The sequence below is a fragment of the Pseudomonas sp. PARCl1 genome, assembly GCF_947311875.1.
Taxonomy (GTDB): domain Bacteria; phylum Pseudomonadota; class Gammaproteobacteria; order Pseudomonadales; family Pseudomonadaceae; genus Aquipseudomonas; species Aquipseudomonas juntendi.
In genome coordinates this window covers 1-13,758 of record NZ_CAMZMX010000022.1, presented here as the reverse complement: position 1 = coordinate 13,758, position 13,758 = coordinate 1, and the positions used below count along the sequence as shown (strand labels likewise).

Annotated in this window: 17 protein-coding genes; 12 read left to right on the top strand and 5 right to left on the bottom strand. The window is 63.1% G+C overall.

Going from position 1 to position 13,758, the window contains the following annotated elements; genetic code table 11:
* Nucleotides 1-21 precede the first annotated feature (21 nt).
* The 5 genes from lptB to QME24_RS13685 are packed head-to-tail and all read right to left on the bottom strand — an operon-like array spanning nt 22 to nt 3,338.
* Nucleotides 22-747 (bottom strand): LPS export ABC transporter ATP-binding protein, encoded by a 726-nt coding sequence (gene lptB / locus QME24_RS13705; RefSeq protein WP_010952146.1) that lies wholly within the window; start codon nt 745-747, stop codon nt 22-24.
* Nucleotides 748-1,272, bottom strand: coding sequence for a lipopolysaccharide transport periplasmic protein LptA (lptA, locus tag QME24_RS13700; protein WP_029887549.1), 525 nt, complete (start codon nt 1,270-1,272; stop codon nt 748-750).
* A complete protein-coding gene (lptC, locus tag QME24_RS13695; protein WP_029887548.1) occupies nt 1,259-1,831 on the bottom strand; it encodes an LPS export ABC transporter periplasmic protein LptC in 573 nt (190 codons plus the stop codon). The genes lptA and lptC overlap by 14 nt, the downstream gene beginning before the upstream one ends.
* Nucleotides 1,832-1,839: 8 nt before the next feature.
* Nucleotides 1,840-2,364: an HAD family hydrolase gene (locus QME24_RS13690; protein ID WP_009683034.1), complete on the bottom strand. Its 525-nt coding sequence runs from the start codon at nt 2,362-2,364 to the stop codon at nt 1,840-1,842.
* Complete coding sequence (locus tag QME24_RS13685; protein ID WP_054881447.1) at nt 2,364-3,338, bottom strand: KpsF/GutQ family sugar-phosphate isomerase; 975 nt, start codon at nt 3,336-3,338, stop codon at nt 2,364-2,366. The genes QME24_RS13690 and QME24_RS13685 overlap by 1 nt, the downstream gene beginning before the upstream one ends.
* Nucleotides 3,339-3,585: 247 nt before the next feature.
* Here QME24_RS13685 and QME24_RS13680 point away from each other — a divergent pair, with 247 nt between their 5' ends.
* From QME24_RS13680 to QME24_RS13625, 12 genes are all read left to right on the top strand, one after another.
* Nucleotides 3,586-4,395, top strand: coding sequence for an ATP-binding cassette domain-containing protein (locus QME24_RS13680; protein WP_009683032.1), 810 nt, complete (start codon nt 3,586-3,588; stop codon nt 4,393-4,395).
* Nucleotides 4,395-5,192 (top strand): lipid asymmetry maintenance ABC transporter permease subunit MlaE, encoded by a 798-nt coding sequence (gene mlaE / locus QME24_RS13675; RefSeq protein ID WP_009683031.1) that lies wholly within the window; start codon nt 4,395-4,397, stop codon nt 5,190-5,192. The genes QME24_RS13680 and mlaE overlap by 1 nt, the downstream gene beginning before the upstream one ends.
* A complete protein-coding gene (gene mlaD, locus QME24_RS13670) occupies nt 5,192-5,677 on the top strand; it encodes an outer membrane lipid asymmetry maintenance protein MlaD (protein ID WP_009683030.1) in 486 nt (161 codons plus the stop codon). Before mlaE ends, mlaD begins: the two co-directional genes overlap by 1 nt.
* Nucleotides 5,678-5,686: 9 nt before the next feature.
* Entirely contained in the window at nt 5,687-6,334 is a 648-nt protein-coding gene (locus QME24_RS13665; protein ID WP_009683029.1) for an ABC transporter substrate-binding protein, read from the top strand.
* Entirely contained in the window at nt 6,331-6,633 is a 303-nt protein-coding gene (locus QME24_RS13660) for an STAS domain-containing protein (protein ID WP_009683028.1), read from the top strand. The genes QME24_RS13665 and QME24_RS13660 overlap by 4 nt, the downstream gene beginning before the upstream one ends.
* Before the next feature lie 117 nt (nt 6,634-6,750).
* A complete protein-coding gene (locus QME24_RS13655; protein ID WP_003255121.1) occupies nt 6,751-6,990 on the top strand; it encodes a BolA family protein in 240 nt (79 codons plus the stop codon).
* Nucleotides 6,991-7,013: 23 nt separating this feature from the next.
* Nucleotides 7,014-8,279 carry a UDP-N-acetylglucosamine 1-carboxyvinyltransferase gene (gene murA / locus QME24_RS13650; protein ID WP_009683027.1) on the top strand — a complete coding sequence of 422 codons (1,266 nt, stop codon included), beginning with the start codon at nt 7,014-7,016 and terminating at the stop codon, nt 8,277-8,279.
* Nucleotides 8,280-8,370: 91 nt separating this feature from the next.
* Nucleotides 8,371-9,006, top strand: coding sequence for an ATP phosphoribosyltransferase (gene hisG / locus QME24_RS13645; protein WP_009683026.1), 636 nt, complete (start codon nt 8,371-8,373; stop codon nt 9,004-9,006).
* 134 nt (nt 9,007-9,140) lie between these two features.
* Nucleotides 9,141-10,466: a histidinol dehydrogenase gene (hisD, locus tag QME24_RS13640; RefSeq protein WP_029887545.1), complete on the top strand. Its 1,326-nt coding sequence runs from the start codon at nt 9,141-9,143 to the stop codon at nt 10,464-10,466.
* A gap of 2 nt (nt 10,467-10,468) precedes the next feature.
* Nucleotides 10,469-11,515 (top strand): histidinol-phosphate transaminase, encoded by a 1,047-nt coding sequence (gene hisC / locus QME24_RS13635; protein WP_009683023.1) that lies wholly within the window; start codon nt 10,469-10,471, stop codon nt 11,513-11,515.
* Between the two features lie 143 nt (nt 11,516-11,658).
* Complete coding sequence (locus tag QME24_RS13630) at nt 11,659-12,306, top strand: FadR/GntR family transcriptional regulator (RefSeq protein WP_281690866.1); 648 nt, start codon at nt 11,659-11,661, stop codon at nt 12,304-12,306.
* Nucleotides 12,307-12,319: 13 nt separating this feature from the next.
* The gene (locus QME24_RS13625) at nt 12,320-13,600 is read left to right on the top strand and encodes a CynX/NimT family MFS transporter (protein ID WP_054881430.1); all 1,281 of its coding nucleotides are present in this window, start codon (nt 12,320-12,322) and stop codon (nt 13,598-13,600) included.
* The last annotated feature ends 158 nt before the right edge of the window (nt 13,601-13,758 follow it).

The window sequence follows — 13,758 nt, the reverse complement described above, 5'->3', positions numbered from 1 at the left end:
AGTACCCCAGGCAGGGGTGGGTCAGAGCCGGAACTCGTGGCCCAGGTAAACCTCTTTGACCAGTTCGTTGGCCAGGATGGTTTCGGCGTCGCCTTCGGCGATCAGCCGGCCATCGTTGACGATGTAGGCGGTCTCGCAGATATCCAGGGTTTCGCGCACGTTGTGGTCCGTGATCAGCACACCGATACCCTTGGCCTTGAGGTGGTGGATGATCTGCTTGATGTCACCGACCGAGATCGGGTCCACGCCGGCGAAGGGTTCGTCCAGCAGGATGAACTTGGGCGCGGTCGCCAGGGCGCGGGCGATCTCGACACGGCGGCGTTCGCCACCGGACAGGCTCATGCCGAGGTTGTCGCGGATGTGGCTGATGTGGAACTCCTGCAGCAGGCTTTCCAGTTCCTTGCGCCGGCCATCGCGGTCGAGGTCCTTGCGGGTCTCGAGGATGGCCATGATGTTGTCGGCCACCGAAAGCTTGCGGAAGATCGAGGCTTCCTGCGGCAGGTAGCCGATGCCGGCGCGCGCGCGGCCGTGCATGGGCTGGTGGCTGACATCGAGGTTGTCGATCAGGACACGACCCTGCTCGGCCTGGACCAGGCCGACGATCATGTAGAAGCAGGTGGTCTTGCCGGCACCGTTCGGGCCGAGCAATCCGACGATCTGGCCGCTGTCGATCGACAGGCTGACATCACGTACGACCTGGCGCCCCTTGTAGCTTTTGGCCAGGTGCTGGGCTTTTAGGGTTGCCATTTACTCGGCCTTCTTCTTGGGCTGGATCACCATGTCGATGCGCTGACGTGGCTGGGTCACGTTACCGCCACGGCCGGCGGTAGCCACCTGCGACTTGGTGTTGTAGACGATCTTCTCGCCCTCGGTGGTGTTGCCTTCGTTCTCGACCTTGGCGCGGTCGGTGAGGATCACGGTGTCTTTTTGCGCCTGGTATTGGATGGTCACTGCCCAGCCCTTCATCTTGTCGGGCTTGGCGGCGCTCTGCTGCTGCTCGAAGTAGGCCAGGTTGCCAACCGAAGTGACCACGTCGATGTCGCCGTTGGCGGCGCGGGTCATGGTCACGGTATTGCCTTTGATCATCATCGAGCCTTGAGTGATGATCACGTCACCGGTGTACGTCGCGACACCCTGCTTGTCGTCCAGATGCGCGTTGTCGGCCTGGATACGGATTGGCTGGTCACGGTCATTCGGCAGGGCGAAGGCGCTCGCGCTTCCCAGTGCTGCGCTCAGGCTGAGCAAAAGGGGGAGGGTTTTAACGAGCCTCATACTGTCCTCTTACGTTAGAGAGCAAGTCCATCTTGCCTTCTTTCAAATACGCTTTCATGCCCTTGCCCGTGGTTGTGCCACCGGCGCCGTCGATTCTAACGGCTTGCTCGGTCTGCGCATATTGCTTCTGCGGGAATACGGTCATGCGTGAGCTGGTGATGATGGTGTCGCGTTGCTTTTCGTCGGTGCGGGCAACGCGGACCTTGTTGATCAGTTCGACCTCGTTGCCGTCCGGGCTGACCTCGGCGCGCTCGCTCTGAACATGCCACGGGTATTCGGTGCCGCGGTAAAGGCGCAGGTCGGGCGTGGTCACCAGGGTAACTTCGGTCGCCTTGACGTGCTCGACCTTGTCGGCGGTCATTTCGTACTGCAATTTGCCGTCCGGCAAGAACTGCACACTATGGGCGTTGATCGCATAGTAGTCGATGGCGCTTTCGTCGACCTGGGCCACAGGCTGGTCGAGGAAGCTTTCAGGGCTGACATTCCAGTAGCCAATGGCAGCGAGCACGGCAGCAATCACCGCCAGCAGCGCAATATTGCGGACCTTCTTGCTGAACATGGGCGGCCTTACAAGTAGTTGGCGTTGGCAGCGTCCAGGGTGCCCTGGGCCTGCATGATCAGTTCGCAGAACTCGCGGGCAGCGCCTTCGCCGCCGCGCGCCTGGGTCACGCCGTGGGCATGCTGGCGAACGAAGGGCGCGGCGTTGGCCACTGCCATACCCAGACCGACGCGGCGAATCACCGGCAGGTCGGGCAGGTCGTCGCCCAGGTAGGCGACCTGTTCATAGCTTAGGCCGAGTTCGGCAAGCAGCCCGTCAAGAACCACCAATTTGTCTTCGCGGCCCTGAAACAGGTGCGCGATACCCAGGTTCGCAGCCCGCCGCTCGACCACCGGGGTCTTGCGCCCGCTGATGATGGCCGTGGTCACGCCCGACGCCATGAGCATCTTGATGCCCTGGCCGTCGAGGGTATTGAAGGTCTTGAATTCGCTGCCGTCTTCGAGAAAGTACAGTCGCCCATCGGTCAGTACGCCGTCGACATCGAACACGGCCAGCTTGATGGCCTGGCCACGTTGCATGAGATTCTGGCTCATCACATAACTCCTGCACGCAACAGGTCGTGCATGTTCAGGGCACCTGTCGGCCGGTCGTCCTGGTCGACGACCACCAGTGCGTTGATTTTGTTGTCTTCCATGATTTTAAGGGCCTCGGCGGCGAGCATTTCGGCCCGTGCAGTTTTGCCATGCACGGTCATGACGTGGTCGATCAACGTGGTATGCACGTCGATATTGCGGTCCAGGCTGCGGCGCAGGTCGCCATCGGTGAAGATACCGGCCAGCTTGCCGTCTGCCTCGAGCACAGCGGTCATGCCCAGCCCTTTGCGCGACATTTCCAGCAGGGCATCCTTGAGCAACGTGCCACGCAGCACCTTGGGCAGCTGGTCACCGCTGTGCATCACATGCTCGACCTTCAGCAGCAGCCGCCGCCCCAAGGCGCCGCCAGGGTGCGAAAAGGCAAAGTCCTCGGCAGTGAACCCGCGCGCTTCGAGCAGGGCAATGGCCAGCGCGTCACCCAACACCAGTGCCGCAGTGGTCGAGGAGGTAGGGGCAAGGTTCAGCGGGCAGGCCTCCTGTGCGACCCGGGCATCCAGGTTCACCTCTGCTGCCTGGGCCAGGGTGGAGTCCGGGTTGCCGGTAAGGCTGATGAGGGTGATGCCCAGGCGCTTGATCAGCGGCAGCAACGTGACGATCTCGGCCGTGCTGCCTGAGTTGGACAGCGCCAGGATGATATCGTTGCCGGTGATCATGCCCATGTCGCCATGGCTGGCTTCGGCCGGGTGCACGAAAAACGCGGGGGTGCCGGTGCTGGCGAGGGTCGCGGCAATTTTGTTGCCGATATGCCCGGACTTGCCCATGCCAAGCACCACGACGCGGCCCTGGCTGGCCAGGATCAGTTCGCAGGCTTTGACGAAATGCTCGTCGATGCGCGCCAGCAGGCCCTCTACGGCCTCGAGTTCCAGGCGCACGGTGCGCTGTGCGGATTGAATCAGCTCGCTGGATTGGCTCATGTCGATAAAGCACTGCCTGATGAAAAGTCGGCGATTATAGCCGCAATCGACGAAACCCTCACCTTTTCCATCTGCCTGGTCACGGGCGCCCCAGCCTGTCTCGTAGCTGAACGGGGCATGCATGACCTTGGGGGCGCGCGGGCAGCGGTGCTATAGTTCGCCGCTATTCGGCCTGCCAAGGGCGCGTGTGCCTTCTGCAGGGAGGCTGGCGTCCATAAGGACGAGGCTGCATCAGCAAGGAGTCTAGATGAGTGTGGATAGCGCCTACGCGGTGGAATTGAAGGGTGTTACCTTCAAGCGCGGTTCGCGTAGCATTTTCAGCAACGTCGATATTCGCATCCCGCGCGGCAAGGTCACCGGCATCATGGGGCCATCGGGTTGCGGCAAGACCACGTTGCTTCGCCTGATGGGCGCGCAGCTGCGCCCCGCCAGTGGTGAGGTATGGGTCGCCGGGCAGAACCTGCCGACGCTGTCGCGCAGCGACCTGTTCGACGCCCGCAAGCAGATGGGCGTGCTGTTTCAGAGCGGCGCGCTGTTCACCGACCTCGATGTGTTCGAGAACGTCGCATTTCCGCTGCGCGTGCATACCCAGCTTGCAGACGACATGATCCGTGACATCGTGTTGATGAAACTGCAGGCCGTGGGGCTTCGTGGGGCCATCGACCTGATGCCCGATGAGCTGTCCGGTGGCATGAAGCGCCGCGTGGCGCTGGCCCGGGCAATCGCCCTGGACCCGCAGATCCTCATGTACGACGAGCCGTTCGTCGGGCAGGACCCGATTGCCATGGGGGTACTGGTGCGCTTGATCCGCCTGCTCAACGATGCCTTGGGCATTACCAGCATCGTGGTGTCCCATGACCTCGCAGAAACCGCCAGCATCGCCGACTACATCTATGTGGTGGGCGACGGCCAGGTGCTGGGGCAGGGTACCCCCGATGAGCTGATGGGCTCGGACAACCCGCGGATCCGCCAGTTCATGAAAGGCGACCCGGATGGCCCGGTGCCGTTCCATTTCCCTGCGCCTGACTACAGCGCCGACCTGCTGGGGGCGCGTTGATGCGCAGAAAATCCTTACTCGAACGTGTCCGGCTGCTGGGCCGCTCGGCCATCGACGTGGTGGCGGTACTCGGGCGTTCCTGCCTGTTCCTGTTCCATGCCCTGGTCGGGCGCGGCGGCATTGGCGGTGGCTTCCAACTGCTGATCAGGCAGCTGTACTCGGTGGGCGTGCTGTCGCTGGCGATCGTCGTCGTGTCCGGGGTGTTCATCGGCATGGTGCTGGCGCTGCAGGGCTACAGCATCCTCACCAAGTACGGCTCCGAGCAGGCCGTGGGCCAGATGGTGGCCCTGACCCTGTTGCGGGAACTTGGGCCGGTGGTCACGGCGTTGCTGTTCGCGGGCCGTGCCGGTTCTGCACTGACTGCCGAAATCGGCAACATGAAGTCCACCGAGCAGTTGTCCAGCCTGGAGATGATCGGCGTCGACCCGCTCAAGTACATCGTGGCGCCACGCTTGTGGGCCGGTTTCATCTCGTTGCCGCTGCTGGCGCTGATCTTCAGTGTGGTCGGTATCTGGGGGGGCTCGTGGGTCGCCGTGGACTGGCTGGGCGTATACGAGGGCTCGTTCTGGGCCAACATGCAGAACAGTGTTTCGTTCACCGACGACGTGCTCAACGGGCTGATCAAGAGCCTGGTGTTCGCATTCGTCGCGACCTGGATCGCCGTATTCCAGGGGTACGACTGTGAGCCCACTTCAGAAGGGATCAGCCGTGCAACCACCAAGACCGTGGTCTATGCCTCGTTGGCAGTGCTGGGTCTGGACTTTATTCTGACCGCCTTGATGTTTGGAGATTTCTGATGCAAAACCGCACCCTGGAAATCGGTGTCGGCCTGTTCCTGCTGGCCGGGATCCTGGCGCTGCTGCTGCTGGCCCTGCGTGTCAGCGGGCTGTCGGCCAGCCCGAGCAGCGATACCTATAAAGTTTATGCCTATTTCGACAATATCGCCGGTTTGACGGTCAGAGCCAAGGTGACCATGGCGGGCGTGACCATCGGCAAGGTCACCGCCATCGATCTGGACCGTGATTCCTATACCGGTCGGGTGACCCTGCAGCTGGACAAGTCGGTGGACAACCTGCCGACCGACTCCACTGCCTCGATCCTGACCGCCGGTCTGCTCGGCGAGAAGTACATCGGTATCAGCGTGGGCGGTGAGGAAGACGTGCTCAAGGATGGCTCGACCATTCACGACACCCAGTCTGCCCTGGTGCTGGAAGACCTGATAGGCAAGTTCCTGCTCAACTCCGTTGGCAAGGAACCGAAAGAAGCGCAACCGGCTAATTGAGGAGTTTCCATGATTTCGATCTTGCGACGTGGCCTGCTGGTGTTGCTGGCGGCTTTCCCCCTGATGACCTTGGCCGCGCAGTCGCCGCATGACGTGGTTCAGGGCACCACCACCGAGTTGCTGGGTGAACTCAAGGCCAACAAAGAGCAGTACAAGGCCAACCCACAAGCGTTCTACGACACCCTTGACCGGATTCTCGCGCCGGTGGTCGATGCCGACGGTATTTCCCGCAGCATCATGACCGTCAAGTACTCGCGCAAGGCCACGCCCGAGCAGATGCAGCGCTTCCAGGAAAACTTCAAGCGCAGCCTGTTCCAGTTCTACGGCAATGCGTTGCTGGAGTACAACAACCAGGGGATCGTCGTCGACCCGGCCAAGGCCGATGATGGCAAGCGCGCTTCGGTGGGCATGAAGGTTACCGGCAACAATGGCGCCGTGTACCCGGTGCAGTACACCCTGGAAAACCTGGGTGGCGAGTGGAAGGTGCGTAACGTCATCGTCAACGGCATCAACATCGGCAAGCTGTTCCGTGACCAGTTCGCCGACGCCATGCAGCGCAACGGCAACAACCTGGACAAGACCATCGACGGCTGGGCCGGCGAAGTGGCCAAGGCCAAGCAGGCCGCCGACAACTCGCCAGAAAAGGCGGTGAAATGAGTGAGGCCGCGGTAAGCATGGCTGAGCCGGGCGTGCTGAGCCTGTCCGGCGTGCTGGACTATCGCAGCGGGCCGCAGTTGCGCAAGCAAGGCAAGGCGCTGATCACTGCCAGCCGGGATGCGCAACTGGTGCTCGATTGCTCGGGCGTGCTGCGCTCCACCAGTGTCGGCCTGTCGTTGCTGCTGTCGTTCATGCGCGATGCCCAGGCCGCAGGCAAGGCCTGTCGGGTGCGGGGCATGCCCGACGACATGCGGGAAATTGCCGAGGTCTACGACCTCGATCAAGTGCTGGCGACCTGATGGCCCGGCACGGATGACGGCCCCTCGGTCAGCGAAGCCCTCGTTGGGCTTCGCAGGCGAGGGGCTTTTTTGTATGATGGCCGACCCGTGCGCATCGGGCGCCGATTGAGGTTGAGCATGCAGGCCGTAGAAGTTAAAAGCTTCCTTGAAGAGAAATTGCCGGGTTCCCGGGTCGAAGTTGAAGGCGAAGGCTGCAACTTCCAGTTGAACGTGATCAGCGACGAGTTGGCTGGCCTGAGCCCGGTCAAACGTCAGCAGGCTATCTATGCTCATCTGAATCCATGGATCGCCAATGGCAGCATCCATGCGGTAACCATGAAATTTTTCAGCAGCGCAGCCTGGGCTGAGCGCACCTGAGCCAACTTGGCGGCGAGATTCCAATGGACAAACTGATTATTACTGGCGGCGCTCGTCTTGACGGCGAGATCCGTATTTCGGGTGCGAAGAACGCGGCCCTGCCGATTCTGGCGGCGACCCTGCTGGCCGATGGCCCGGTCACCGTAGGCAACCTGCCGCACCTGCACGACATCACCACCATGATCGAGCTGTTCGGCCGCATGGGCATCGAGCCTGTGATCGACGAAAAGCTGGCGGTGGAAATCGACCCCCGCACCATCAAGACCCTGGTCGCGCCGTACGAGCTGGTCAAGACCATGCGCGCCTCGATCCTGGTGCTGGGCCCGATGGTCGCCCGCTTCGGCGAGGCCGAGGTGGCACTGCCTGGCGGTTGCGCGATCGGTTCGCGCCCGGTCGACCTGCACATCCGTGGTCTGGAGGCCATGGGTGCGAAGATCGAGGTCGAAGCCGGCTACATCAAGGCCAAGGCGCCTGAGGGCGGCCTGCGCGGTGCGCATTTCTTCTTCGACACCGTCAGCGTGACCGGTACCGAAAACATCATGATGGCCGCAGCGCTGGCCAAAGGCCGCAGCGTGCTGCAGAACGCTGCGCGTGAGCCGGAGGTGGTCGACCTGGCCAACTTCATCAACGCCATGGGCGGCAAGGTGCAAGGTGCCGGTACCGACACCATCACCATCGATGGCGTCGAGCGCCTGGCGTCGGCCAGCTACCGTGTGATGCCGGACCGTATCGAGACCGGTACCTACCTGGTTGCCGCTGCCGTGACCGGTGGCCGCGTCAAGGTCAAGGATACCGACCCGACCATCCTTGAGGCCGTGCTGGAAAAGCTCAAGGAAGCCGGCGCCGAGATCACCACCGGTGAAGACTGGATCGAGCTCGACATGCAGGGCAAGCGGCCAAAAGCCGTGAACCTGCGTACTGCGCCGTACCCGGCGTTCCCCACCGACATGCAGGCGCAGTTCATCTCGCTGAACGCCATTGCCGAAGGCACCGGTGCCGTCATCGAAACCATCTTCGAAAACCGTTTCATGCACGTGTACGAAATGCACCGCATGGGGGCGCAGATCCAGGTCGAAGGCAACACCGCGATCGTTACCGGTGTACCGGCCCTCAAAGGCGCCCCGGTCATGGCCACCGACCTGCGCGCGTCGGCCAGCCTGGTGCTCTCGGCGCTGGTGGCCGAAGGTGACACGCTGATCGACCGCATCTACCACATTGACCGTGGCTACGAGTGCATCGAAGAAAAACTGCAGATGCTCGGCGCGAAAATCCGCCGCGTACCGGGCTGATCGCCCTCTGGTGCAAGGACGCACCGTTCGAATTGAAAGCGGCCAGGTCCCTGACCTGGCCAGCAGTAGCCGCTTAAGGACCGACGTTCCAATGTTGACCATCGCGCTTTCCAAAGGCCGTATTCTCGACGATACCTTGCCGTTGCTGGCCGAGGCCGGCATCGTGCCGACCGAGAACCCGGACAAGAGCCGCAAACTGATCATCCCTACCACGCAGGACGACGTACGCCTGCTGATCGTGCGTGCTACCGACGTGCCGACCTATGTCGAGCATGGTGCTGCCGACCTGGGTGTGGCCGGCAAGGACGTGCTGATGGAGTACGGCGGCCAGGGCCTGTACGAGCCACTGGACCTGCAGATTGCCCGCTGCAAGCTGATGACCGCAGGCGTGGTCGGCGCCCCTGAGCCCAAGGGCCGCCTGCGCGTGGCCACCAAGTTCGTCAACGTCGCCAAGCGTTACTACGCTGAACAGGGCCGCCAGGTCGACATCATCAAGCTGTACGGCTCGATGGAGCTGGCACCGCTGATCAACCTCGCCGACAAGATCATCGACGTGGTGGATACCGGCAACACCCTGCGGGCCAATGGCCTGGAGCCCCAGGAAATGATCGCCACGATCAGCTCGCGCCTGGTGGTCAACAAGGCTTCCATGAAGATGCAGCACGCCCGCATCCAGAGCCTTATCGACACGCTGCGCGCGGCGGTCGAATCGCGACACCGCGGTTAATTCCCTACCGATTGCGCGCGGCCGTTGCTGCCGCGCCCATCTATCCGCGTCATAGCCACTTTTCTCGGGTGCCCGCGCGGATGGACTGGTAGCCTAGGGCGCCTGAGCATTCGCTAATCATCGAGGCCCTCGCCATGACCGTGTCCACTGCAATTGCCCGTCTCAACGCTGCTGATCCGGATTTCGCCCGACATCTGGATCATCTGCTGAGCTGGGAAAGTGTGTCCGATGACGCGGTCAACCAGCGCGTGCTGGACATCATCAAGGCCGTGCGCGAGCGTGGCGACGCAGCGCTGGTGGAGTTCACCCAGCGTTTCGATGGCGTTCAGGCCACATCGATCGATGACCTGATCCTCGATCGCGAGCGCCTGGAGCTGGCGCTGACCCGTATCACCCCCGTACAGCGCCAGGCCCTGGAAAAGGCCGCCGAACGTGTGCGCATCTACCATGAGCGGCAGAAGCAGGATTCCTGGCAGTACACCGAAGCCGACGGCACCGTACTGGGGCAGAAGGTTACCCCGCTGGATCGGGCCGGCCTGTATGTGCCCGGCGGTAAGGCCTCGTACCCCTCGTCGGTGCTGATGAATGCCATCCCGGCCAAGGTGGCCGGCGTGGCCGAAGTGGTGATGGTGGTGCCGACCCCGCGCGGTGAGGTCAACGAGCTGGTGCTGGCCGCTGCCTGCATCGCCGGTGTCGACCGCGTGTTCACTGTCGGTGGCGCCCAGGCGGTCGCGGCACTGGCCTATGGCACCGAAAGCGTGCCACAGGTCGACAAGATCGTCGGCCCGGGCAACATCTACGTCGCCACTGCCAAGCGCCATGTATTTGGCCAGGTGGGCATCGACATGATCGCCGGGCCTTCGGAAATCCTGGTGGTGTGCGACGGTCAGACCGACCCGGACTGGATCGCCATGGACCTGTTCTCCCAGGCTGAACACGACGAAGACGCACAGGCCATTCTGGTCAGCCCGGATGCCGCCTTCCTCGACCGTGTCGCTGCCAGTATCGACAAGCTGCTGCCGACCATGGAGCGTGCGCAAATCATCCAGAAGTCGGTCAACGGCCGTGGTGCATTGATCCAGGTAAAAGACATGCAGCAGGCCATGGACGTGGCCAACCGAATTGCCCCCGAGCACCTGGAGCTGTCGGTGGCCGACCCGCAGGCCTGGCTGCCGCACATTCGCCACGCTGGGGCGATCTTCATGGGCCGCCACACCAGCGAAGCACTGGGTGATTACTGCGCCGGCCCCAACCACGTGTTGCCAACCTCCGGCACTGCACGCTTCTCGTCGCCGTTGGGTGTGTACGACTTCCAGAAGCGGTCGTCGATCATCTTCTGCTCCGAGCAAGGCGCGTCCGAACTGGGCCAGACTGCCTCCGTGCTGGCCCGTGGCGAATCGCTGACCGCGCACGCCCGAAGCGCTGAATACCGCATCCTTACCCAACAGAAGGGGAACTGAACATGAGCCGATTCTGGAGCCCCTTCGTCAAGGACCTGGTGCCTTACGTGCCGGGCGAGCAGCCCAAACTGGCGCGGCTGGTCAAGCTGAACACCAACGAGAACCCCTACGGCCCGTCGCCCAAGGCGCTGGAGGCCATGCGCGCGGAACTGAACGACAACCTGCGCCTGTACCCCGATCCTAACGGTGACCGCCTGAAGCAGGCGGTGGCCGAGTATTACGGCGTTACCCCGGCGCAAGTGTTTGTCGGCAATGGTTCGGACGAGGTGCTGGCGCACATCTTCCACGGCCTGTTCCAGCACGATGCACCGTTGTTGTTCCCCGATATCAGCTACAGCTTCTACCCGGTGTACTGTGGTCTCTACGGCATCGCGTTCGAGCAGGTAGCCCTGGACGAGCAGTTCCAGATCCGTATCGAGGACTACAACAAGCCCAATGCCGGGATCATCTTCCCCAACCCCAACGCGCCTACGGGTTGCCTGATGCCACTGCAGGCGGTAGAGCAACTGCTGCAGGCCAACCGTGACTCGGTGGTGGTGGTGGATGAAGCGTACATCGACTTCGGCGGCGAAACCGCCATCAGCCTGGTCGACCGCTACGACAACCTGCTGGTGACCCAGACCTTGTCCAAATCGCGCTCGTTGGCGGGGCTGCGTGTCGGCTTGGCCGTGGGGCACCCGGACCTGATCGAAGCATTGGAGCGCATCAAGAACAGCTTCAACTCCTACCCGCTGGACCGTGCGGCCATTGTTGGCGCTGCCGCGGCTTTCGAGGACCGAGAGTACTTCGAGCAAACCTGCCGCAAGGTGATCGACAGCCGCGAGGCGTTGGTTGGCCAGCTACAGGCCAAGGGCTTCGAAGTGCTGCCGTCGGCGGCCAACTTCATTTTCGCGCGCCACCCGCAACAGGATGCCGCCGAGTTGGCAGCGCGCTTGCGCGAGCAGGGCGTCATCGTGCGCCACTTCAAGCAGGCACGTATCGCCCAGTTCCTGCGGATCACCATTGGCACCCCGGAGATGAACCAGGCGCTGCTGGATGCCTTGAACTGACCGGGCCCTTTCTAGTGCCTGTCACACCGAGCGCCGCCCGCGCGGCGCTTGGTGCCTACTCAAAAACAATTCTGTGAAGCGTTGCAGCCTGTTGATTCAGCGCTTATGGTTAGCCCTAATTCGTCCGATGACTGGATGTATCCATGCCGTTATTGATCAAACGCTCCCTCGTCGAGCAGGCCGTTGAGCAACTGCGTGAGCGCATCGCCCAGGGTGACTGGCAGATCGGCCAGCGCCTGCCGACCGAGCCGGAACTGGCCCTGCATCTGGGCATCAGCCGTAACACCGTGCGCGAAGCCATGCGCGTGCTGGCCTTCAGCGGCCTGGTCGAAGTACGCCAAGGCGACGGCAGCTACCTGCGTACCGCGCAGGACCCGTTGCTGGCGATGCAGGCCATGGCCCGCTGTACCGCCGAGCAGGCCCGTGAAACACGCCACATTCTCGAGGCGGAGGCGATTGGCCTGGCCGCGCTGCGGCGCACCGATGCAGACCTGCAAGGGCTGCGCGAAGCGCTGGCCGGCAGCGCCGGGCATTTTCATGGTGATGTCGATCACTACATAAGATGCGACCTGGTGTTTCACCAGCGGCTGGTCGATGCCGCCCACAACCCCGCCCTCAGCGAGCTTTACCGCTATTTCTCCGGCGTGGTCGCGGCGGCGCTGCAGCACAGCATGGCGACCGTGCCGCGCTGCCAGGCCACGTTCGATCTGCATGGGCAGATCCTCGACGCCATCGAACAGCGTGATGCGGACCGGGCCAAGCGCCTGAGCCGTACCCTCATCGAATCCTGACCCCGAGAACACCATGGCTGAGTCCCTACCCCGCAACACCCCACCGCACGCGCGTGACCTCGATGAACTGCTGATCGACGCCGAGGCCGACGACGAGCAAATCCAGCAGCAGCCGGTGCAATTACGTCGGCCGTGGCTGCTGTTGCTCGGCCTGGTGCTGGTGGCGCTGAACCTGCGCCCGGCGCTGTCGAGCATGGCGCCCGTGTTGGGCCAGGTGTCCGAAAGCCTGGGGCTGAACGCTTCGCAAGCCGGTTTGCTGACCACCTTACCGGTGTTGTGCCTGGGGCTGTTTGCGCCGCTGGCACCGATGCTGGCAAGGCGCTTTGGCAGTGAGCGGGTGATCGTCGGCATTCTGCTCACCCTGGCTTTGGGCATTGTCGTGCGCAGCAGTTTGGGCGTGGCGGGGGTGTTTCTGGGCAGCCTGATGGCTGGCGCCAGCATCGGCATCATCGGGGTGTTGTTGCCCGGTATCGTCAAGCGCGACTTCCCCCAGCACGCAGGCACGCTGACCGGGGTGTACACCATGGCCTTGTGCCTGGGCGCGGCCATGGCGGCGGGTGCCACCGTGCCCTTGGCCAGCCATTTCGGTGGCAGCTGGGCGTTGGGCCTGGGCTTCTGGGTGCTCCCGGCGCTGCTGGCCATGCTGGTCTGGCTGCCACAAGCCCGCCAGGGGCACGGCCTGCACAAGGTGGCATACCGCGTGCGTGGCCTCTGGCGTGACCCGTTGGCCTGGCAGGTGACCCTGTACATGGGCCTGCAGTCGTCGCTGGCCTACATCGTGTTTGGCTGGCTGCCGTCGATCCTGATCGGTCGTGGCCTGAGCCCGACCCAGGCCGGCCTGGTCCTTTCCGGGTCGGTCATCGTGCAGTTGCTGAGTTCGCTGAGCGCGCCGTGGCTGGCCACTCGCGGCAAGGACCAGCGGCTGGCAATCGTGGTGGTCATGCTGACCACTCTGGCGGGCCTGTTCGGTTGCCTGTATGCCCCGCTTTCCGGGCTGTGGGGCTGGGCCGTGGTGCTGGGCCTGGGGCAGGGTGGTACATTTGCCCTGGCGCTGACCTTGATCGTGTTGCGCTCGAAGGACGCCCACGTGGCGGCCAACCTGTCGAGCATGGCCCAAGGCGTGGGTTATACCCTGGCGTCGATGGGGCCGTTCGCGGTGGGGTTGGTGCATGACCTGACGGGCGGCTGGGCGGCCGTGGGCTGGATCTTCGCTGTGCTTGGCGTCGGCGCCATCGTCTTCGGGTTGGGGGCCGGGCGGGCTTTGCATGTGCAGGTGACCAGCGAAAAAGTCTGAATCTGTGCTGGGCAGCACCGGCCCTGTCGCCGGCAAGCCAGCTTGTATGGTTAGACTTGAAGGGAGGAGGAGGGACAAAGCCAGCTTCTGACTGTTAGCGCAGTACAGACCGTGGGAGACCTCGCCCCTCCTCCCTTTTCACCCAAGCGCCGATAAAG